Source organism: Amycolatopsis sp. Poz14 (genome assembly GCF_006704225.1).
GTDB lineage: Bacteria > Actinomycetota > Actinomycetes > Mycobacteriales > Pseudonocardiaceae > Amycolatopsis > Amycolatopsis nivea.
The window spans coordinates 7,483,729-7,503,615 of sequence record NZ_JACLHD010000001.1 but is presented as its reverse complement, the minus strand read 5'-3'; the positions used below and the strand labels follow the sequence as shown (position 1 = coordinate 7,503,615).

At 69.4% G+C, this 19,887-nt stretch carries 18 protein-coding genes; 10 read left to right on the top strand and 8 right to left on the bottom strand.

The window, feature by feature from the left end; all coding sequences use genetic code 11:
• Positions 1-6: 6 nt before the first annotated feature.
• Positions 7-3,102: an AAA family ATPase gene (locus FKO37_RS34810; RefSeq protein ID WP_238607278.1), complete on the bottom strand. Its 3,096-nt coding sequence runs from the start codon at positions 3,100-3,102 to the stop codon at positions 7-9.
• 252 nt (positions 3,103-3,354) lie between these two features.
• On the opposite strand from FKO37_RS34810, the gene FKO37_RS34805 reads away from it, so the two are divergent.
• On the top strand, positions 3,355-4,632 hold the full coding sequence (locus tag FKO37_RS34805; protein WP_037814948.1) for a cytochrome P450: 1,278 nt from the start codon (positions 3,355-3,357) through the stop codon (positions 4,630-4,632).
• 733 nt (positions 4,633-5,365) lie between these two features.
• On the opposite strand, the gene FKO37_RS34800 is transcribed toward FKO37_RS34805, so the two are convergent.
• Together FKO37_RS34800 and FKO37_RS34795 are read right to left on the bottom strand one after the other, a co-directional pair.
• Positions 5,366-5,992: an alpha-ketoglutarate-dependent dioxygenase AlkB gene (locus FKO37_RS34800; protein ID WP_037814952.1), complete on the bottom strand. Its 627-nt coding sequence runs from the start codon at positions 5,990-5,992 to the stop codon at positions 5,366-5,368.
• A gap of 41 nt (positions 5,993-6,033) precedes the next feature.
• A complete protein-coding gene (locus FKO37_RS34795) occupies positions 6,034-6,612 on the bottom strand; it encodes a helix-turn-helix domain-containing protein (RefSeq protein ID WP_037814954.1) in 579 nt (192 codons plus the stop codon).
• A 137-nt stretch (positions 6,613-6,749) separates the two neighbouring features.
• Here FKO37_RS34795 and FKO37_RS34790 point away from each other — a divergent pair, with 137 nt between their 5' ends.
• Together FKO37_RS34790 and FKO37_RS34785 are read left to right on the top strand one after the other, a co-directional pair.
• Positions 6,750-7,355 carry a hypothetical protein gene (locus FKO37_RS34790; RefSeq protein ID WP_238607277.1) on the top strand — a complete coding sequence of 202 codons (606 nt, stop codon included), beginning with the start codon at positions 6,750-6,752 and terminating at the stop codon, positions 7,353-7,355.
• 88 nt (positions 7,356-7,443) lie between these two features.
• The gene (locus tag FKO37_RS34785) at positions 7,444-8,217 is read left to right on the top strand and encodes a bifunctional 2-polyprenyl-6-hydroxyphenol methylase/3-demethylubiquinol 3-O-methyltransferase UbiG (protein ID WP_238607276.1); all 774 of its coding nucleotides are present in this window, start codon (positions 7,444-7,446) and stop codon (positions 8,215-8,217) included.
• Here the strand turns inward: FKO37_RS34785 and FKO37_RS34780 are convergent.
• Both FKO37_RS34780 and FKO37_RS34775 read right to left on the bottom strand, forming a co-directional pair.
• On the bottom strand, positions 8,210-9,139 hold the full coding sequence (locus tag FKO37_RS34780; RefSeq protein WP_238607275.1) for an RluA family pseudouridine synthase: 930 nt from the start codon (positions 9,137-9,139) through the stop codon (positions 8,210-8,212). The genes FKO37_RS34785 and FKO37_RS34780 overlap by 8 nt on opposite strands.
• A gap of 12 nt (positions 9,140-9,151) precedes the next feature.
• Positions 9,152-9,547, bottom strand: coding sequence for a DUF5313 domain-containing protein (locus FKO37_RS34775; protein WP_037814960.1), 396 nt, complete (start codon positions 9,545-9,547; stop codon positions 9,152-9,154).
• Between the two features lie 104 nt (positions 9,548-9,651).
• Here FKO37_RS34775 and FKO37_RS34770 point away from each other — a divergent pair, with 104 nt between their 5' ends.
• Together FKO37_RS34770 and FKO37_RS34765 are read left to right on the top strand one after the other, a co-directional pair.
• Positions 9,652-10,098 carry a MarR family winged helix-turn-helix transcriptional regulator gene (locus FKO37_RS34770; protein WP_134732855.1) on the top strand — a complete coding sequence of 149 codons (447 nt, stop codon included), beginning with the start codon at positions 9,652-9,654 and terminating at the stop codon, positions 10,096-10,098.
• 62 nt (positions 10,099-10,160) lie between these two features.
• Complete coding sequence (locus FKO37_RS34765; RefSeq protein ID WP_238607274.1) at positions 10,161-11,045, top strand: TIGR03854 family LLM class F420-dependent oxidoreductase; 885 nt, start codon at positions 10,161-10,163, stop codon at positions 11,043-11,045.
• Here the strand turns inward: FKO37_RS34765 and FKO37_RS34760 are convergent.
• Positions 11,042-12,568: an MDR family MFS transporter gene (locus tag FKO37_RS34760; RefSeq protein ID WP_238607273.1), complete on the bottom strand. Its 1,527-nt coding sequence runs from the start codon at positions 12,566-12,568 to the stop codon at positions 11,042-11,044. The two genes, FKO37_RS34765 and FKO37_RS34760, sit on opposite strands and share 4 nt — an antisense overlap.
• 87 nt (positions 12,569-12,655) lie before the next feature.
• On the opposite strand from FKO37_RS34760, the gene FKO37_RS34755 reads away from it, so the two are divergent.
• From FKO37_RS34755 to FKO37_RS34740, 4 genes are all read left to right on the top strand, one after another.
• A complete protein-coding gene (locus FKO37_RS34755; RefSeq protein ID WP_238607272.1) occupies positions 12,656-13,792 on the top strand; it encodes a DUF1015 family protein in 1,137 nt (378 codons plus the stop codon).
• A gap of 41 nt (positions 13,793-13,833) precedes the next feature.
• A complete protein-coding gene (locus FKO37_RS34750) occupies positions 13,834-14,910 on the top strand; it encodes an ATP-dependent DNA ligase (RefSeq protein ID WP_238607271.1) in 1,077 nt (358 codons plus the stop codon).
• Positions 14,907-15,947 carry a non-homologous end-joining DNA ligase gene (gene ligD, locus FKO37_RS34745; protein ID WP_238607270.1) on the top strand — a complete coding sequence of 347 codons (1,041 nt, stop codon included), beginning with the start codon at positions 14,907-14,909 and terminating at the stop codon, positions 15,945-15,947. The genes FKO37_RS34750 and ligD overlap by 4 nt, the downstream gene beginning before the upstream one ends.
• 291 nt (positions 15,948-16,238) lie before the next feature.
• Positions 16,239-17,129, top strand: coding sequence for a transposase family protein (locus FKO37_RS34740; protein ID WP_238607269.1), 891 nt, complete (start codon positions 16,239-16,241; stop codon positions 17,127-17,129).
• A 285-nt stretch (positions 17,130-17,414) separates the two neighbouring features.
• On the opposite strand, the gene FKO37_RS34735 is transcribed toward FKO37_RS34740, so the two are convergent.
• Positions 17,415-17,684 (bottom strand): hypothetical protein, encoded by a 270-nt coding sequence (locus tag FKO37_RS34735; RefSeq protein WP_067578823.1) that lies wholly within the window; start codon positions 17,682-17,684, stop codon positions 17,415-17,417.
• A 74-nt stretch (positions 17,685-17,758) separates the two neighbouring features.
• Complete coding sequence (locus tag FKO37_RS34730; protein WP_238607268.1) at positions 17,759-18,796, bottom strand: GTP-binding protein; 1,038 nt, start codon at positions 18,794-18,796, stop codon at positions 17,759-17,761.
• Between the two features lie 124 nt (positions 18,797-18,920).
• On the opposite strand from FKO37_RS34730, the gene FKO37_RS34725 reads away from it, so the two are divergent.
• Positions 18,921-19,886, top strand: a complete 966-nt coding sequence (locus FKO37_RS34725) for a nucleoside-diphosphate kinase (protein ID WP_134732867.1) — start codon at positions 18,921-18,923, stop codon at positions 19,884-19,886.
• Position 19,887: the final 1 nt, after the last annotated feature.

Sequence of the window (19,887 nt, the reverse complement as noted above, 5' to 3'; positions counted from 1 at the left end):
CGGCGGTTACAAGCGCCAGGTCATAGGCGTCTCCGGTTGGTAGCTGCAGGATGAGCCGGTCGTGATGGTGTGGCGGAGGTGGTCGGCCAGTTCCGGGTGGAGGTCGGTCAGTTTGCGGAGGGTGTCGCGGATGCGGGCGGTCACGGCTTTGCGCGCGCGTTCCGTTTCGTCGCCGAGGCGGCGGGTTCGGCCGGACAGGCCGGTCGACGTTCGGAGTTCGTCCAGCAGGGCGGCGCGTTCGGTGTCCAACGTGGCGGCTTTCGCGTCGTCGCCGCGGAGGGTGGCGGCGTCGATGGCTTCGTCCAGGTGCTCCAGGCGGCGGCGGTAGGCGGCTTTCGCGGTGTCGTCCAGGATCGGGTCGCCGCTGAAGAAGCGGGTGGCTTCGGCTTCTTGGCCGCCGTCGGGGGAGAGCAGTTGTGCGGCGGGGATTTCGGTGCCCGGTCTGCTCAACAGGAAGTTCAAGTCTCGCAGGCCTTTCGCGTCTGGCATGCGTACTTCGCGGTCGGCGAAGCGAAGGGTCCAGACTGAGTCGGTTCGGTGGAATTCGTTCGGGGCAACGGGTGGTGGCGGCGTCGTGGGGCGGGGGTGGGCGGTGATGTGGTGCAGGCCCAGTTCGGCGGCTTCCGCGGAGACGGCCTCGGCCAGGGCGGTGGCGCGGTCTCTGTCATCTAGGTCCAGCAGCGTGCTTGCCAGGTGGTTGCGCGCTTCGACGGCCCACGGACGGGCGCGCAGCCGGTCTGCGGAGCGGGCGGCGGAGGTGAAATGGGCGGCGGCTGTTTCGTGGTCGCCCAGGGTTTTGTGCAGCAGGCCGGTCCACAGGTCTACCGGGCCGCTCAGTTCGCAGCCGTACAGGGAGACCAGCCATTCTCCGGCGTGTGGGGAAAGCTCGCGTAGCAAGCGTTCGGCTGCTTCGCGGTCTTTCAGCACGACGGCGGCTTGGGCTTGGCAGCGCAGCCACAGCGGGGTGAAGACGCGGGCGTACGGGCCGTCTGCGAGTGCTTCGGACAGTTCGTGCCGGGTGGTGGCGGCATCGCCGGCGAGGGCCGCGGTGAGGGTGCGCAGCAGGGCTGGGTGCGGGAAACCGGTATCGGCCATTTTGGCGGGCAGTTCGGCGGCTTCGGCGAAGCGGCCTTGCACTAGCAGCGCGCTCCAGCGCAATTGGTCGGGCATGTAGCCGTAGTCGTTGGTGCCGAAGATTTCCGGGGCGGCCAGTGCTTCCTTGAGTGCTTCGTCCGCTTCGGCGAAGCGGCCGCGGAAGGTGCAGATGATGCTGCGGTCGATCGCTTCCGCCAGTTTCGCGGCTCGTACGCCTTCGTCGGCGATCCCTTGGAACAGGTGGAACTGGTCCAGGTACCGCGGATCTCCCTGTTCCAGCATCGCGACCCACTTGAGCGAGGCCGCGAAGAACTCGTTCTCCCGGTCGCCGGTGCGTCGCGCGATGGCGGCGAGCTCGTCGGTGAGCCGTTCGCGTTCAGCGCCGCTGCCCAGGCCCCAGATCGCGTCGTGTCTGGCCCATAAGGTGAATGCCAGCGCGTCGTCGTCCTCATCGTCGCGGGCGAGGATCGTGGCGCGGGCGGTGAGTTCCAGCCGGATGCGGTCCAGCGAGAGGGGTTCGGCCGCGTTGCCGCCGCACAGTTTTTCGTGTGCTTCGCGGAGAACTTGAACGGTGAACTCGTGCCGGACGCCGCCGGTGCTGAATTTCGACAGGGTGAGGGCGGTGCGGGCCAGGAGGTTCGCGTTGTCTTCTTGGCGAGCGAGGGCGACGGCTTCCTCGCAGAGCAGCCAGGCTTCGTCTTTCACCTCGAAGCGCCACAGCGCGGTGGCCAATTCCAGCGCGACGACGGCTTGGCTGCGTTTGTCCGCCGCTCGTTCGCGGGCTCGGCGCAGGTGTGCGATGGATTCCTCGAAGGCCATCCGGGCGCCTGCGTCTTTGGCTGCGGCGAGCAATAGCCGGACTGCTTGCTTCGGGTCGAGGTCGGTATGGGCGAGGTAGGCGTGCCGGGCGCGTTCGGCGACGCCGACCAGAGTCGGGGTGTGTTCACCGGCGCGCACGACCGCTGCGTGGCGGCGTTGTGCTTCGGTGGGCGTCAGTTCGGCGTATCTCGACTCCCGTACCAGGTCGTGCGCGAAAGAGAAACGGCCTTCGCCGAGTGCGATCACGAGCCGAGCGGCTACGGCGCGGGTGAGCAGGTGGTCGACCTGTGCGGCGGGTGCACCGGCGGTGGCGGCGAGCAGGTGGAGCGAGAACTCGCGGCCGAGCACCGCGGCATTGGTGAGCAGATCGGTGACTGGGCGGGGGAGCAGGGACAGCCGCCGCTGGAGCGCGTCTGCGACTCCGGGCGCGACCGCGGACACTGTGCTCCCGCTGCGCCACAACCGCGCCGTCTGCTCGACGAAGAACGGGTTGCCGCCGGTGCGGCGCTGCACGTCGGTGGCCAGCTCGGCACCCGGCTCCGCGCCCGCGGTGCGGCTCATCAGCTCGGCGACCCCGGTTTCGTCCAGGCCGGTGAGCGTGATCGTGGTTGCTTTCGCGACCAACGGCAGCATCAGCTCGTGCAGCGGATGGCTGGGCGCGTCCACCTCGACATCGCGGTACGTGCCGATGAGCAGCAGCCGTTCGAACCAGGTGTGCCGGGCCGCGAATTCGAGCAGCCGCAGCGACGCCGGGTCGGCCCAGTGCAAATCGTCGAGGATGACGACCACCGGTCGCTCTTGGGCCACCGTGACCAGCGCGCGGGTGACCGCGTCGGGCAGCTGGAACCCGTCGTCGGCCGGTTGTTCGGGGGTTTCGCCGAGCAGTGCGGACAGCGTCGGCGAGCTGGCGACGGCCCATTCGTGCGGCGCGGCCTCCCGGCGCAATGAACGCATGACCTGGACCCATGGCCAGTAGCCCGGCGCGGCCCCGGACTCCCAGCACGTGCCGCCGAGGACGAGCGCGCCTGCCTCGCGCGCGTCGTCGGCCAGTGCGCTGACCAGCGTGGTCTTGCCGATCCCGGCCTCGCCGGTGACCAGGGTGAGGCCGCCGTGGCTGGCGGTGGCGCGCGAGAGCTGCGCACGCAAGGTCGCGGCGGGGTGGGCCCGCCCGATCAGCGCCGCAGTCATGTCCGGTTCCTCCCTTTCTCTCCGAGCCTCTCACGGGACTCGCCTCGTCGTCGCGTGCTTTCACCGGCTGCGACCGGCTGGTCACGCAGGTCGCTGCCGATGCGGGCCATTCTGTCCGGGGGGTCTGACAATTCCGGGAACCCGTCACCTGGCCGGGTGACGGGAGTCCACAGTGGACTCGCGCTGGTCACAGGGTGACGGGCGTCTCCGCCCGGGACCGGCGGAAGGGGTGGTTGCGGTACTGTCGCCGCCATGGGGAGTATTCGTTCGCGCATCCTCGCTTGGGCCGGCCGCCGGTACATCGCCCGCCAGCAGAAGCGCGGCTTCGATCTCGAAAAGATGGCGCTGCTGCCGGATTCGGCGCTGGAGCCGTTGCGCCGCCAGGGCCTCGACCCGGTTCCGGACCTCGGCCGGCTGCGCGGCGAGGCGCCGATCAGCAAGCTGGACCTGCCGTTCGGGATGAACGCCTGGCTCGTGACCGGCTACGAGGAGGCCAAGGCCGTCCTCGGGAAGGGCACCGAGTTCAGCAACGATTTCACGAACCTCGTCGGCAACGCGGGCGTCACCGAGGACCAGAACCCGGGCGGCCTCGGATTCGCCGACCCGCCGGTCCACACGCGCCTGCGGAAGCTGCTGACGCCCGAGTTCACGATGCGCCGGCTCTCCCGGCTGACGCCGCGGATCGACGAGATCGTCGCGGACCAGCTGGACGCGATGGCCGCCGCGGACGGGCCGGTGGACCTGTGGGAGCAGTTCGCGCTGCCGATCCCGTCGCTCACGATCTGCGAGCTGCTCGGCGTGTCCTATGAGGACCGGGCCGACTTCCAGCGGCTGAGCACCGCGCGGTTCGACCTGTTCAGCGGCGCGGGCGCGTCGCTGGGGGCGATCTCGGAGTCGCTGGGGTACCTGCTGGAGATCGTGCGCAAGCAGCGCGAACAGCCCGGCGACGGCCTGCTCGGCATGCTGATCAAGGAGCACGGCGACGAGATCGACGACCGCGAGCTCGCCGGTCTCGCGGACGGCATTCTCACCGGCGGCCTCGAGACCACGGCGAGCATGCTGGCACTGGGCGCGCTGGTGGTGCTGCGCGACCCGGCGGCGTTCGAGGCGGTCCGGGGCGACGACGATTCGGTGCACCGGTTCGTCGAGGAGCTGCTGCGCTACCTGACGGTGGTGCAGATGGCGTTCCCGCGGTTCGCGAAGCAGGACATGGACATCGCCGGCGTGCACATCAGCGAGGGCGACATCGTGCTGGTGTCGCTGTCGGTCGCGGACCGCGACCCGGTGCTCGGCAAGGGCGACATGGACCGCTTCGACCCGACCCGCGAACCGTCCTCGCACCTGGCGTTCGGGTACGGAATCCACCGGTGCATCGGCGCGGAGCTGGGCAGGATGGAACTGCGGGCGGCGTACCCGGCACTGGTCCGGCGGTTCCCGAACCTGCGGCTGGCGGTGCAGCCGGAGGAGCTGGAGTTCCGGAAGGTGTCGATCGTGTACGGGCTCGATTCGCTGCCGGTGCTGGTGGACTGACATCGGATTGTTGGACGGCCGGGGTGGCTCTGGTTGGTCGCCTCGGGCGGGTCGTGGGGACTCGTGCGGCTGGGGTCGCGGGGTTGTGTGCCACCGGGGGTGGCGGACTTGCCCGGTGGACGGCACGGGCATGGCTACGTCGCCCGCGGAACCGTGGCGTGCCCGGCGGCGCGGCGCTGAGGGTCGCACGCTCCGCGTGCGAGAGTGCGCGGCGGCTTCAGTGAGCTGGCAGTGTTCGGGGTGGTGTGCGCGGCCGCGCGGTTGAATCGGTGGTGCGCTGGTCGTGCGCGAGGCGGCCGAACCGGTGCGCGCCAGTGGCGCGCGTGTTGGCGTCGAATCGACGGCGCGCTCGTAGGTAGCCCGCGCGGCTTGGTCTCAGCGGCAGCGTGCTCGCGGTGCGCAGCGGCGCGGTCGAATCCACAGTGCGCGGATGAACGCCGAGGCGGTCTGACTGGCCCAACGGCACGCCAGCGGTGTGCACGGCCGCGCGCTTGGATCGGCCTGCTGGTGGATGCTCGAGGCGGTCTAGCTCGACCCGGCAGCGCGGCGCGGCCGAGTCCGCGATGCGCTCGTGAACGCACCAAGCGGCCTAGCCGAACCGGCAGCGCACTCGTCGCGGGTGAGGTGGCGCGGTCGAACCGGCAGCGCACTCGTGACCGGCGAGGTGGCGTGGTCGAACCGAGCCCAGTCCCGTCACCCGCCGCCCTCTCGCGGCATCGTCATCGTCGGGCGCTCATCGCACCCCTCTCGGCCGGAACTGAATGCTGATCCTCGGCCCCACCGCGCGGGATGTCTTCGGGATCGCGTGTTCCCACGTCCGCTGGCACGACCCGCCCATCACGATCAAGTCTCCGTGGCCCAGTGGGTACCGCACTGAGTCGCCGCCGCCTCGTGGGCGGAGGGCCAGGTGTCGGGCGGCGCCGACGGACAGGATGGCCACCATGGTGTCTTCGGTGCGGCCGCGGCCCAGGTCGTCGCCGTGCCAGGCGACGCTGTCTTGGCCGTCGCGGTAGTAGCAGAGTCCGGCCGTGCGGAACGGTTCGCCCAGTTCAGCTGCGTAGTGCGCGGTCAAGGCCTCCCGGGCCTCGGTGAGGACTGGGTGCGGCAAGGGCGCGTGTTCCCGGTAGAAGCACAGCAAACGCGGCACGGCGACCACGCGGTCGTACATCTGCCTGCGCTCCGCGTACCACGGGACCTCGGCCGCCAGGTGTTCGTACAGCTCGTCCGAGCCGTCGAGCCACCCGGGCAGCACGTCGATCCACGCGCCTTGCCCCAGTTCGGTGCGCTGCACGCCGGACAGCGAACCCAGCGTGGCCGGCCCGCTGGCACCGAACAGCGAGCCCTGAAATGCCTGACTCATGCCTCCAAGCTACACGACAATCGAACACCTGTTCGGGCGAACTACTCGGCGGGCTTGGGATGCGCGGTGACGACGAGGCGGTGCAGGCGGGCGTCTGGGGCGGATTCGTTGTGGTAGCGGGACACGAGGTCGGTTACCAGGGTGGTCAGCTCGTCGGTGAAGGCCGACCGATCGCGCGCGGAGGCGAAGGCGATTTCCGTGTCCAGAGTCAGCGTCGAGAGCGGTTTGCCTGCGTGAGCCGCGCGGCGGGCCAAGCCGGCGACTTCGCGCAGGGTTCGGCCGGCGACGGCGAGCAGGTAGCTCACCGATAGGCGGTCCGCCTTCACGTGGGCGGAACCGGCGGCGCCGAGGGCGGCGGGGGAGACCAGGTAGGCGCTGGCGGTGGCGGCGAAAAGGCGTTCGGTGAGGCCGCCCCACTGCCGGGTTCCGGCCGGTTCGACCAGGCCGTGCGACTCGAGCGCGCGCAGGTGGTAGTTGACCTTTTGCCTGGTCAGGCCCACTCGGGCGGCCAGCGCCGCGGCGGACGCCGGTTCGGTCAGCGCGGCCAGCAGGCGGGCGCGCACCGGGTCCAGCGCGGCCGCCGCGACGGCGGGGTCCTCGATCACTTCGACGTCCTGCATCCCCTGAGCCAAGCAGTGACAAACAAAGTCGTCAAGGGATGCGCTCTTGTCCGCGACCGGCCGGGGACCTACAGTGATCAGCCAGTGGTCTGGACCTGTACCGCTACCGCCGCCCTGAGTTCCACGGAGGTTGGCACGTGCGCACGAGAACCCGGATCGGCGGAGCACTGGCGGCGGCGGTGTGCGGGCTCGCGATTCTCGCCCCGGTCGCGGACGCCCAGGTCGGCGGCGGCACCTGGAAATCCTGGTCGCCGGGGTACAAGGAGCAGCAGAAGGGCTGCGGCCAGATCAGCGGGCTCACCTTCAAGCTGACCTGCTCCGACGGCAGCGGCGAACAGCGCGCCGAGCGCCGCTACGAGACCTACACCGGCGGCACGCACCAGTTCGAGGGCTCCTTCAAGATCACCAGCATGGGCGGTTCGCGGATCAGCCTGAAGCAGACGTTCCGCGACGGTTCGAACGCCGGGCCGTACTTCCTGCTGGCGGTGGAGAAGGGCGGCCGCCTCTACACCGTCGAGAACGGCCAGACGGTGGCGACCGGCGCGACGGTCGGGACCTCGGTGCGGGTGAACACGGTCAATCAAGTGGGCAGCTCCCACAAGGTATACATCAACGGCTCGCTGAAGCAGACCGACGACAGCCCATCGGGTAGTTATTACGACAAGTTCGGGTCGTACCGGACGGCGAGCGGGGCGGGGCCGATTACCGTGCAGTGGAGCGGAATCAAGTTCTGGACCAGGTGATCGACCGCGCGGGTGCCAGCCGCCGCCTGGCACCCGTCCGGCGGGAATTCCGTTGCCTCGGCAGGGGAACTCGGTCACTGTTGCGCGCATGACTTTGGTTGAGCACTACGACACCGAGACCACCGAGGACACGCGGCTCGTCAGATCGCCGCACGGCAGAATGGAATTCCGGCGCACCCAAGAACTCGTGCGCAGAGCGATTCCGACGACCGGGCAGCGAGTCCTCGACGTCGGCGGGGCGACCGGGGTGCACGCGCGATGGCTTGCCGCGGACGGACATTCGGTGCACGTAGTCGATCCGGTGGCCACGCACGTCGCAGCGGCAGCCGAAATCGAAGGCGTCACGGCGGAAGTCGGCGATGCGCGAGCTTTGGCATGGCCGGACAACAGCGCGGACGTCGTGCTTTTAATGGGGCCGCTCTACCATTTGACCGAATCCGGTGACCGCCAGCAGGCGCTTGCCGAAGCCCGCCGCGTCCTTCGTCCGGGCGGCATTTTGTTCGCCGCTGCGATCAGCCGCTATCTCTCGGCCATGGAGACCGGAACCAATGGTCAGCTCACCGAACAGATGATCCCGGCGGTAAGAGCCGTGCTCGATACGGGCAGCTACGACGGTCACGTCGGCTTCGTGCCCGCGCATTTCCACACCGCCGACGAGCTCCGCGACGAGCTGGAAACCGCTGGCATGAACGGGATTTCCGTGTACGGAGTGGAAGGCCCGGCGTGGCCCGCGCTGGACGTGGCCGGGATCGAGGAATTCGACGCGCGCGTGGACGCGGCCCTCCGCTGTGCCCGGCTGGTCGAACAGGACCCGCTCTTGATCAACGCCAGCGCGCATTTCCTCGCGATAGCGGTCAACTAGCCCATTCTTCGAGCGAATCCCACGCCGTGAGCGTCCGGCGGCTGGTGAACCGGCGGTGCTCGCCGGTGAGAGGATCGTCGAATTCCAGCACTTTCGCCAGCAGCTGCAACGGTTTCGTGAAGTCGTCGAGCGGTTTCTCGTGCAGCTCCGGGTAGAAATCGTCGCCCAGGATCGGGATCCCCAAAGAACACATGTGGACCCGCAGCTGGTGCGTGCGTCCGGTCGCGGGCGTGAGGCGATACCGGCCCAGCCCGTCCCGGTGTTCGAGAAGCTCCACTGTGGACTCCGCGTTCGGCGGCCCGGGCACCTCCTGTGCAGCCAGCACGCCGCGTTCCTTCACGATCCTGCTGTGCACCGTCCGGGGCAGTTCGAGCGACGGATCGTAAGGCGCGATCGCCTCGTATTCCTTGTGCACCAACCGATCGCGGAACATCGTCTGGTACGCCCCCCGCGCGGACGGCGTGATCACGAACATCACCAGCCCCGCCGTCACGCGGTCGAGTCGGTGGGCGGGGGAGAGGGCGGGCAGGTCCAGCGAACGGCGGAGGCGCACCAACGCGGTTTCCAGCACGTGCCGTCCACGCGGGATGGTCGCCAGGAAGTGCGGTTTGTCGACCACGAGCAGGTGGTCGTCGCGGTGCAGGACGGTGACGTCGAACGGCACCGGGACCTCGTCCGGCAGGTCGCGGTGGAACCAGATGAACGAACCGGGGACGTACGCCGCGTCGACGCCCAGCGGGCCGTCCTCGCCGTGGATCCGCTGCTCGTGCAGCATTTCCTCGATCCGCGCGGGGGTGACCCGCGGCAGGCGTTCGACCAGGTGCTCCAGCAGCGTCGTCCACGGCCCCTCTTCGGGCAGCCGCAGCCGTGCCGGGTCTAGGCCGTGCCGGGGCGGGATCGGGGCCGGGCGCTTGCGTCTCATCGGCTCCCGAGTCTAGTCGGCGGAGTTCTGCCGGTAGGCCGCGATGTAGCGGGCGGTCGCCTCGGCGTTGGCCTCGGCGGCTTTCTCGCGCCGAACCCGCTTGCCGGTTCCGGGCGGGAAACCGTTGCGGGACAACCGGTGGTCGATGCTTTCCTCCATGTACGCGCACGAGTAGAAGTACGACACCAGCGCGGCCATCAGCACGATCGCCAGCCGCAGCCCGAGCGGGGCCGGCAGCAGCAGCCAGACCAGGCACAGCGGCGCGATGCCCACCGTCGCGCGCAGGACGTGCCGGGCCTTCCAGTGCTTGGACGTCGCGTCGTGCAGCAGCCAGTCGCGGTAGCGCTCGGGAAGCCGCCCGCTCACGGCGTAGGCGAACCAGCGGAGAACGCCGGGCCGGTCGGTCATCGTTCCTCCTCGGGGTCTGCGGCAACAGTACACTAATGATTAGTACACTAACTAATAGTGTGGTGCAGCCCGCGCTAGAGTGGGCCCGAGCACGAGGAGGACGAGTGGCCGAGATCGACCTTGGCGAGGACCCGCTGAAGCTCGACCGGCAGGTGTGCTTCGCGCTGTCGGTCGCTTCGCGCAGCGTGATCGCGATTTACCGGCCGCTGCTGGAGCCGCACGGGCTGACTCATCCGCAATACCTGGTGATGCTGGCGCTGTGGGAGCAGTCGCCGCGGTCGGTGAAGGACCTCAGCACGGCGTTGCGGCACGAGCCCGCGACGTTGTCTCCGCTGCTCAAACGGCTGGAAGCGATCGGATACGTGACCCGCGGCCGCAGCCGGGCCGACGAGCGCCAGTTGACCGTCGAACTCACCGAGAAGGGCCGGGAGCTGCGCGCCGAGGCGGAGAAAATCCCGTATCGCGTCGTGGAGCGGCTCGGCATGGAGGTCTCCGAATTGGAGGCGCTGCACGCCGCGCTGGGCCGGGTCATCGAAGCGACCGCCGGATAAGGAAGAACTCGCGCCGGGATCCGGTTCTGTCGAGGGGAACGTGCCGACAGAGCGGAGCGAGCGTGGACAAGATCCGGGTGGGGGTGGCTCCGGGACTCGGGACCGGGCCGGCGGAATTCACCGGTTTGGCCGAGCTGACGGAGGCGGCGGGCGTCGACTCGCTGTGGCTGTCGGAGGTGGTCTATTCGCCGGATGTCGACCCGTTGATCGGCACGACGCACGCGCTCGCCCGCACCGAGCGGCTCAAACTGGGCACGGGCGTGGCGATCCTGCCCGGACGGAATCCGGTCCTGGTCGCGAAACAGCTGGTCACGCTGGCCGGACTGGCTCCGAAACGGGTGCTCCCGGTGTTCGGCCTGCTTCCCGCGCAGCCCGCGGAACGAGCGCTGTTCCCAGTGCCGGAGGGCCGGCGCGCGGCGGTTTTCGACGAGTCGCTCGCGCTCCTGCGCCTGCTGCTCGAACAGGACAACGTGTCCTTCGACGGCGAGTTTTTCCAGGTCGACGGCGTGACGATCGGGCCGCGTCCGGCGAAGCGGCTCGACGTCTGGGTCGGCGGGGCCGCGCCTGCCGCGTTACGTCGCGCGGGCCGGTTGTCCGACGGATGGCTCGGCAGTTTCCACACGCCGGAACAGTCCCGGGCGGCGCGACTGGCGATTCAGGAAGCCGCCGCCGAAGCCGGCCGGGAGATCGAATCGGACCACTTCGGGCTGAGCATGGTCCTTGCGCTGCACGGAATCCCGGAACGGCTGCGCGCGGTCGCGCAGCAGCGCAATCCGGGCCGTCCGGCGACCGATCTCGTGCCCACCAGCTGGGCCGAGGCGCGCCGGATGATCGAGCAGCACGTCGAGGCCGGACTCACGAAATTCGTGGTCCGGCCGGGATACTCCGGCGACTACCGGCAGTTCCTCGACGATTTCGTGCGCGAACTCGTGCCGCTGCAGAACTAGAACGTCAGCTGCTCGGTCTTGCGGGGCATCAGCAGCAGCGCGACGACACTCACCACCGAGACGGCGACGATCGCGAGGAACACGTTGTGCGTGGCCCCGGCGAGCGATTCGCGCACGTACGCCGTCGCCGGTGAGTTGTCGTGCGTGCCGCTGAGGATGCGGCTGGTGGCGTCGACGCTCTGCGGAAGATGTCCGGCGACCTCCGCGGGTGGGTTCGCGAACCGGCCCGCGAGAGTGGCGTTGGCGATCGCGCCGAAGATGGCCGTGCCGACCGCGCTGCCCAGCGAACGGCTGAACATGTTGGTGGCGGTCACGACGCCGCGGCGCTCCCAGCCGACGGTGGACTGCACGGCCACGACCGTCGGGCTGGAGGAAAGCCCGAGCCCGATGCCGACCACGAACACGGCCGCCGCGGCCGTCCAGACCACCGAGTCCAGGCCGAGGAACGTGGCGATGACGGTCCCGACGAGCAGGAATCCGGTGCCGATCAGCGCGGTGTCGCGGAATCCGATCCGCAGGTAGATCCTCCCGGACAGCGACGCCGCGATCGGCCAGCCGATCGTGAGCGCGGCCAGCGCGAAGCCCGCGGTGAGCGCGTCCGTGCCGAGCACGCCCTCGGAGTAGGTGGGCAGGAACGAGCTGAAACCGAGCAGCACCGCGCCGGTGACGAGCGCGACCAGGTTCCCGCCGATCAGCGTGCGGCGCGTGAACACCCACAGCGGCAGCACGGGTTCCTCCGCACGCCGTTCGACCAGCACGAACGTGACCAGCATCAGGACGGCGACGGCGAAGATCGCCAGGCTCGGCGCCGACGTCCAGCTCCACGCGACCCCGCCTTCCAGCAGGGCCAGGATCAGCAGCGCGCAGCCGAGCGTCAGCAGGGTCGCGCCGGCGTAGTCGACCTTGTGCCGCGTGCGGTTCACCTGCTCGGTGAACTTGCGGTAGAGCATCCACGCGGCGAGCGCGCCGAGCGGCAGGTTGACGAAGAAGATCCACCGCCAGCTGAGGTATTCGGCGAACACGCCGCCCAGGGTCGGCCCGATCACCGAAGCGACCGCCCACACCCCGGCGAGGTAGCCCTGCACCCGGGCGCGCTCCTCGACCGTGTACAGGTCGCCGACCATCGTCATGCTGATCGGCTGGACCGCGCCCGCGCCGATGCCCTGCACCGCGCGCGCCGCGATCAGCACCGGCATGCTCCACGCGACCCCGCACAGCACCGAGCCGAGCAGGAACGCGGCGATGCCGAAGAACATCACCGGGCGGCGGCCGAGGACGTCGGCGAACTTGCCGTACAGCGGCACGGTGACCGCCTGGGTGAGCAGGTAGATCGAGAACAGCCACGGGAACTGGGAAAACCCGCCGAGGTCGCGGACCACGGAGGGGACCGCGGTGGCGATGATGGTGCTGTCGAGGGCCACGAGGCCGGTGCTCAGCATGACGGCGGCGAGGACGGGTCCCCGCTCGGATCGAAGGCCCACGGCGGCGCGTTTCGCCGCGGGCGGACTGCTCGTGCTACCCATGCCGGGAATAAACTCCTTCGCCCCGGCAAGCATTCCCCAGCCGATCGATCGGTGCCCGGGTGTTCGCCTGGCCGTCATCATGGAGGGATGGACAGATGGGTGCGGCCGATCGGCCGGGGCTGGGTCGTTCAGGGCGCGGTGCCGGGACCGGATGTCGATGAGTTCGCCGAACCGGAGGCGGTGACGAGGGCGCTCGCGGCGGCGGAAGGGGACACGCTGCTGGCCGCGCAGCATCCGGCGCGGACGCCCGCGGCGCTGGCGGCCGGGCTGGACGTCGAAGCGGCGCTGCCGGAAGCGCGAGCGACGCTTGAACGGCTGCTGACCAGGCATTACCGGCCGGAGACCGGGTTCGTCGCGGCCTACCGGATCGGCGAGACCATCGCGGGCGTGCTGTGCGTGGTCGATGTCCGGGAGCTGACCTCTGGCCAGGCGCACGTGAAGCACACCGAGGAGGTCTATCCGGAGGTGGTCGCCGAGCGCGCGGCCGTGCTGGACGGCCTCGGGTGCGCGACGAGCGCCGCCCTGCTCGTGCCGGTCGGCGACGGAGCGGAGCTGACCGCGGCGGTCAAGGAAGCGGCGAGCTCGGCGGATCCTGATGTGTCCACTGTGGACCGGGCAGGACTGGCGCACGAGCTGTGGGTGGTGCGGCCGGGGGAGATGCAGGAACGGCTGCTGGAGGCCGCGTCGGCGAGCGATCTGCTGGTGGCGGACGGGAATCACCGCGTCGCGGCCGCGGCGGGGAGCGGTCAGCTGCTGGCGTTGGTCACGGCGGGTTCGCAGCTGGAGATCCGGGCGATCAACCGCGTGCTCCTCGGCACCGGGCACTCCGCCGAGAGCCTGTTGGCGGCTTGGCAGGAAGCCGGGCTGGACGTGACCTGGTCGGATGACGCGACCCCGCCGTCTTGCCCCGGCACGGCCGTGGTGCTGGCCGGATCGCGCGTGCTGCGAGTGCGGCTGCCTGCGGCGGATCCGCTGGTGATCGACCACGAGGTCGTGGAACAGACACTCCTCGGCTCGGCGCTCGGCCTCGACCCGGACGGCCCGCACGTGCGCCCGCTGCTGCCAGGCAGCCCGGTCCCGCCGAGCGCGGACGCGGTGGTGCAACTGGCTCCGGTGCCGTTCGAGACGGTGCAGGCGGTGCACGCCGCGGGACGTCGGATGCCGCGGAAGGCTACGTACTTCACGCCCAAGCCGAGGGGCGGGCTTGTGCTGGCGCGCTGGTAAAAAGGTGCAGGTCAGCGTCTGTTCCGCTTAGGATCGAGCAGGTGGAGTTACCGCTGATGCCGCCGGTGCGGCCCATGCTCGCCAAAGCCGTGCACGAGGTGCCGCGCGACGGCGGGTTCTGGTACGAGCCGAAGTGGGACGGCTTCCGGTGCGTCGTGTTCCGCGACGGCGACGAGGTCGAACTGGGTTCGCGCAACGACCGGCCGCTCACCCGGTACTTCCCGGAGCTGGTCGAGCTGCTGCGCGACGCGTTGCCGGAGAAATGCGTCGTCGACGGCGAAATCGTGCTGGTCACGCCGCGCGGGCTGGACTTCGGGGCGTTGCAGCTGCGACTGCATCCGGCGGCCAGCCGTGTCCGGAAGCTCGCGGAGGAGACCCCGGCCAGCTTCGTCGCGTTCGACCTGCTCGCGCTCGGCGACCGGGACCTGACCGAGAAACCGTTCGCCGAGCGGCGGCGCGAGCTGGAGAGCATTTTCGCGCCCTCGACCGGCTTGCAGCGGGTGCACCTGACCCCGCTCACGACGGATCCGGACACCGCGCAGGACTGGTTCACCCGGTTCGAGGGCGCGGGCTTCGACGGGGTCATGGCGAAGCCCGCCGATCTGCCGTATGAGCAGGACAAACGCGTCATGCTGAAGGTGAAGCACGAGCGCACCGCGGACTGTGTCGTCGCGGGTTTCCGGTGGCACAAGGACGGCAAGGGCGTCGGATCGCTGCTGCTCGGGCTGTACGACGAGGAGGGTTCGCTGCACCACGTCGGCGTCGCGAGCAGCTTCACCGCGGCGCGGCGCCGGGAGCTGGTCGAGGAGCTGGCCCCGTGGCGGGAGAACGCGCTCGACGGGCATCCGTGGCGCACCTGGGCGGAATGGCAGGCCGACGAGGTGCGCCGGCCGGGCGCCAACAGCCGGTGGGCTCCGGACAAGGACCTGTCGTGGGAACCGCTGCGCCCGGAACAGGTCGCCGAAGTCCGCTACGAACACCTCCAAGGCGGCCGCTTCCGCCACGGCGGGCGATTGGTGCGCTTCCGCCCGGACCGGACCCCGGAATCGTGCACCTACGCGCAACTGGACGAAGCCCCGCCCGCCGAGTTGGCGGATCTGTTCGGGGAGGCCCGATGAGCGGGGTGACGCTGGAACTGGACGGCGTCGAACTGACCATTTCCAGCCCCGACAAGGTCTATTTCCCGGAACGAGGCGAAACCAAGCTCGATCTCGTCCGCTATTACCAAGCTGTCGCAGGCCCTTTGCTCGCTAGACTCGGCGGTCGCCCCCTGCTGCTGGAACGCTATCCGGACGGCGCGGGCGGAAAATCGTGGTTCCAAAAACGCGCGCCCAAGAACGCGCCGTCTTGGCTGACCACCGCCGTCGTTTCCACGCCCAACGGAACCACCAGCGACGCACTGGTGGCTGCAGACCTGGCCCACGTCCTGTGGGCGGTCAACCAGGGTTGCCTGGGCTTCCACGTGTGGCCAAACCGCGCGGCAGCACTGGAAATCGCGGACGAACTGCGCATCGACCTGGACCCGTCGCCCGGAATCGGGTTCCCGCAACTGCGCGAGGCGGCGGTTCTCGTGCGGGAATTCCTTGCGGAATTGGGAATCGAGGTCTACGTGAAGACCTCCGGTTCGCGCGGCCTGCACCTGTATTCAATACTGGAACCGCGCTGGGACGGCTACGAAGTGCGAGCCGCCGCGGTGGCTCTGGCAAGGGCGTTGGAACGGCGGCATCCCGACCTGATCACCGCACAATGGTGGAAGGAAGAACGCGGCTCGCGAGTTTTCGTGGACTTCAACCAGAACGCCCCGCATAAAACAGTCTTCGGCGCTTGGTGCGTACGCCCGAGGGTCGGCGGACAGGTTTCCACGCCGATTTCCTGGGACGAACTGGCGACAGTGGAACCGGACGCCTTGACCCTGTCGACGGTCCCCGCGCTGGTCGCGGAACGGGGAGATCCGTGGGCTGGTGCGAACGACCGGCCGCAGTCGATCGAAGCGCTGCTGGAGATGTCCCGGGAGGATCTGGCCAGCGGCCTCATGGACGCGCCGTGGCCGCCCGTGTACCCGAAGATGCCGAACGAACCGCCCAGAGTCGCACCGAGCAGGGCGAAAAAGGCAGCCGCCGAAGGTGTCGAGGCGAGTCAGCAGGAAAGTCCGTGAGGGGCTCCTTCACGGACTTGGATTCCCTCAAGGAGCCCTTCACGGCCCGCCCCCGCCAGTCTCGCGCCCGCTCGGGATGCCGCCCCAATGCGGCATTGGTTGCGTCGCATGCACCGAACGCCACATTGGGTGCATCTGACGCACCCAATGCCACATTGGGGTTGTTTCATCGTGGTTGTGGCTGGTGGGGGCGGTGGTTGCGGGTTGGTTGGGTTGTGGGGCAAGGGGAAGTGCTGTCGGGGCCCGGCGTGGCGGCGTGGGCATGGGTGAAGCCCTCGGCAGGATCGAGATGTGAGTCAACCATCCGCCGAGGGCTTCGACCCTCTTTCCTACCAGGTCGTTCTTCCTCTTTCGCGGCAGACCCTGCAGCTGGTCGCCGAGTTGATCCGCGGGCGCCGGCGGCGGTTGCGGTCCCGCTGGCGCAAAGCCGGCCCGGCCGGGCAGGCTTTGGTGGTGCTGGCGGTGTTGCGCCACGATCCGCGGCTGGCGCACATCGCCGGCGGTCACGGCGTCTCGGCCTCCACGGTGCGCCGGTGGGTGCTGGAAACCGTCGGCCTGCTCGCCGCCCGCGCCGCCCGGCTGGACCGGGTCCTGGACCGGCTGGCCGCCCGCGGCGCGGCGGTGGCGCTGGTGGACGGGACGCTGATCCGGACCCGCCGGCGGGCCGGGCGCGCCAACCGGGCCCATTACAGCGGCAAGCACAAACAGCACGGGCTGGTCGTGCTCGGGCTGACCGACGAGGCGGGCCGGCTGCTGTGGATCTCCGCGGTCCTGCCGGGCCGCACCGCCGACATCACCGCCGCCCGCCGGCTGCGGATCCGCGAACGGCTCCACGCCCGCGGCTTGTCCCCGGCCGGGGACAAGGGCTTCCACGGCTGGCACAAAGACGTCCGCACCGCCCGCGACTGCCCGCACTGCGGCGGGCCCTGCGAGCAGATCGTGCTCACCCCGTTCAAAGCCGAAACCAACCGGCCGCTGACGAAAGGCCAGAAACAGGCGAACGCGGCGTTCGCCGCGATGCGCTGCGCGGTCGAGGGCGGCTTCGCCGCCCTCAAAAACTGGCGCATCCTCGACAAACTCCGGCTCCACACCCGCCACGCCACCACACTGCTGCGCGCCCTGCTCGTGCTCACCCACCACGAACAACGCACCCGCGACACCGCCCAGCCCCACCAACCCTGACCACTACCACACCCCCTCAACCCCACCCCACCAGCACAAACCACGATGAAACAACCCCATTGGGGCGCTAGCCCCACCCCGCACGAAACCGCCACCGATGCACCCAACGAGCGAGGCATCCACACCACCCCCGCACCCCGATACGAAGCTCTCCTGCGGTCTGAGGGTGCTTGTCAAGGCATCTTTCCCGCCTTGACAAGCACCCTCAGACCGTCAGCACAATCAAGCTTCGGGGTGCCCCACGCAACCGCCACGGCAAGGTCGCCGCCAGGCGACGAGCCACCCTCACCCCAACGGCAGATCAAACGCCAATTGCTCCTGCCCGCCAACCCCCACCGGCACCCCAGCCAACGTCCCCGCACACCCAGGACAAGGCGTCACATGCCCAGTCCCAGGCGCGGTCAAATCGATCGGCGTCCAAGTCCGCGATTCCCGCTCCCCGCAAGCAGACCGCCGGTACCGCAGATCATCCGCCCGGGTCATCACATGCGCGACCGGATCGTCCTCCGGCAACGCACCCACGAGGTACCACCGAGCCGCAATCGTCTCCGCCATGGAACGAGTCCTCCAAAGAGGCTGGTCCGAGCTACGAAGACATAGTGCGACCGCACCACCGCGAATCCGCGCGTTTACCCGTCTTCGGCGTGGCGCGCCCCATCCTCGGGTTCATCGAGATACCGGAGAAACCGCAAAAGCCCCCGCTCGTCCGGCACCTCATCCTCCGCCACACAAGCCGCAAGCTCCCGCTCAACCGCCGAGGAATCAATCCCAGCACCAATCAAAACCAGCTCGGTCCGCCGCGGCCCAGACCCCCAGCTCGACCGATCTACCTGCACAAACGCCCCAACAGTATGCAGCCCGAACCGAGACCGAGTCTCCGGAGACCCGAGATCCACCTGCCCCTTAACCCGATACAACCCAGCAGGCCGACTCTCCAGAAAAGCCAGAAACCGCCGAGGCGAAAGCGGCCTCTCAGCACTGAACACGACGCTCTCATACCGCGCGTGCAAATGCTCGGAATGATCATGTTCGCGCAGATCGTCAAAAGACAACTGCCCGTAACTTTCCCGAGGCCGGGGATCGAAAAACAACCCCGGATCAACCCGCCCCCGCTCGGTCTCCAGCACCGGCACCCCGGGTGCGTACTCCTCGACCACCGCACGGACCTTGGCCAGCGCGTCCGCCTCGGCCCGGTCGACCTTGTTGAGCACCACCAGGTCGGCCACCCGCAGATGCTCAGTCAGCTCCGGATGCCGCGCCCGGGTCGCCTCGAACTCGACCGCGTCGACGACCTCGACCAGCCCGCCGTACCGGATGTCCGGGTTCTCGCTGGCGATCATCAGCCGCAGCAGGTCGCGCGGTTCGGCGATCCCACTCGCCTCCACCACGATCACGTCGATCCCGGCTTCGGGCCTCGACAGCTTGCCCAGCATCGCGTCCAGCCCGCTGGCGTCGACCGCGCAGCACAGGCAGCCGTTGCCCAGCGAAACCATCGTGTCGACCTGCCCGGCGACCGCGAGCGCGTCGATGTTCACCTGGCCGAAGTCGTTCACCACCACCCCGACCCGGACGCCCTGGCGGTTGGCGAGCAGATGGTTGAGCATCGTGGTCTTCCCCGCACCGAGAAAACCCGCCACGAGCACTACCGGAACCCGCTGCCTGGCCACGCGTCAACCCTCCTGTCGTCCGGGCAGCCGACGATACCCGCAGCGGGCGCCGGGCCGTGGCAGCCCGGTGCCGTGCCCGGCGAAAAGCAGCTGGCGCAGTGTGCCGTCGTGGCAGGATGAGCGGATGATCTGGACGCCGGGCAGGGAGGACCGGGTCGACGGCATGCCGACGGCCGGAGAATGGCGGCAGTTGTCGGTCGTGCCGGAGAAACGGGAGGTCTTCGGCTACGACCTGTACTTCCGCGAGGGCTGGGCGGACGTGCTCGCGGTGTTCGGCGGCGACGCGACGAGCGTGCTCGGCGGGCTGGCGATGCTGGTGGTCAAACCGGACGCGGTGGTCGGCCGCAGGCTCGGCCCGATCATGGATTACCTGGCGGACAACGGTTTCGTGCCCGTCGCCGCCACCCGGTTCGGCTACACGCGGCATTCGATGCGCGAGGTGTGGCGCTACGACTGGCACATCTACACCGTCGACCGGCTGCAGTTGTGCACTTTCTGGTATCTCACCAACGATGTGCTGCTGTTCCTGGCGCGCGACGTCCGCCCGGTCGCGGGATTGCCCGCGACTGTCCGGCTGTGCGAGCTGAAGGGCGTCGGCGATCCGGCGCAGCGCCGGCCGCACCATTTGCGCACGAAGCTGAACCCGCCCAACCGGATCCTGAACTTCGTGCACGTCGGCGACGAACCGGCGGACATCGTGCGCGAGCTGACGATTTTCCTCGACCGTCCGGAGCGGCTCCGGTTCCTCGAGGAGCTGCGGGCGCATCTCGCCGAGGACCGCACGGCGCAGGCGCGAGCCGAGATCGCCGCCCTCGAAGCGGATTGCCCGGCGCACGACCTGGACATCGACGCGACGCTCGCCCGGCTGGCTCCGATAGCGGGCGACGCCGCGGTTTCCCGGTTGCGGGACGTCGTCGAGGGCGGGGACCGGATCAGCTGGGACGAGCTGGCCGAGCTAGTGCCCTTCGAGAAGGCCGACCGCTGGGACGTGATCGTGACCGCGTCGTTCGTGGTGCACAACGAGCGCCCGGTGCCGCATGCGCTGCTGCCTGCCGTTTCGGCGGAGGCATGGACCGCGCAGGTGCGGTAGC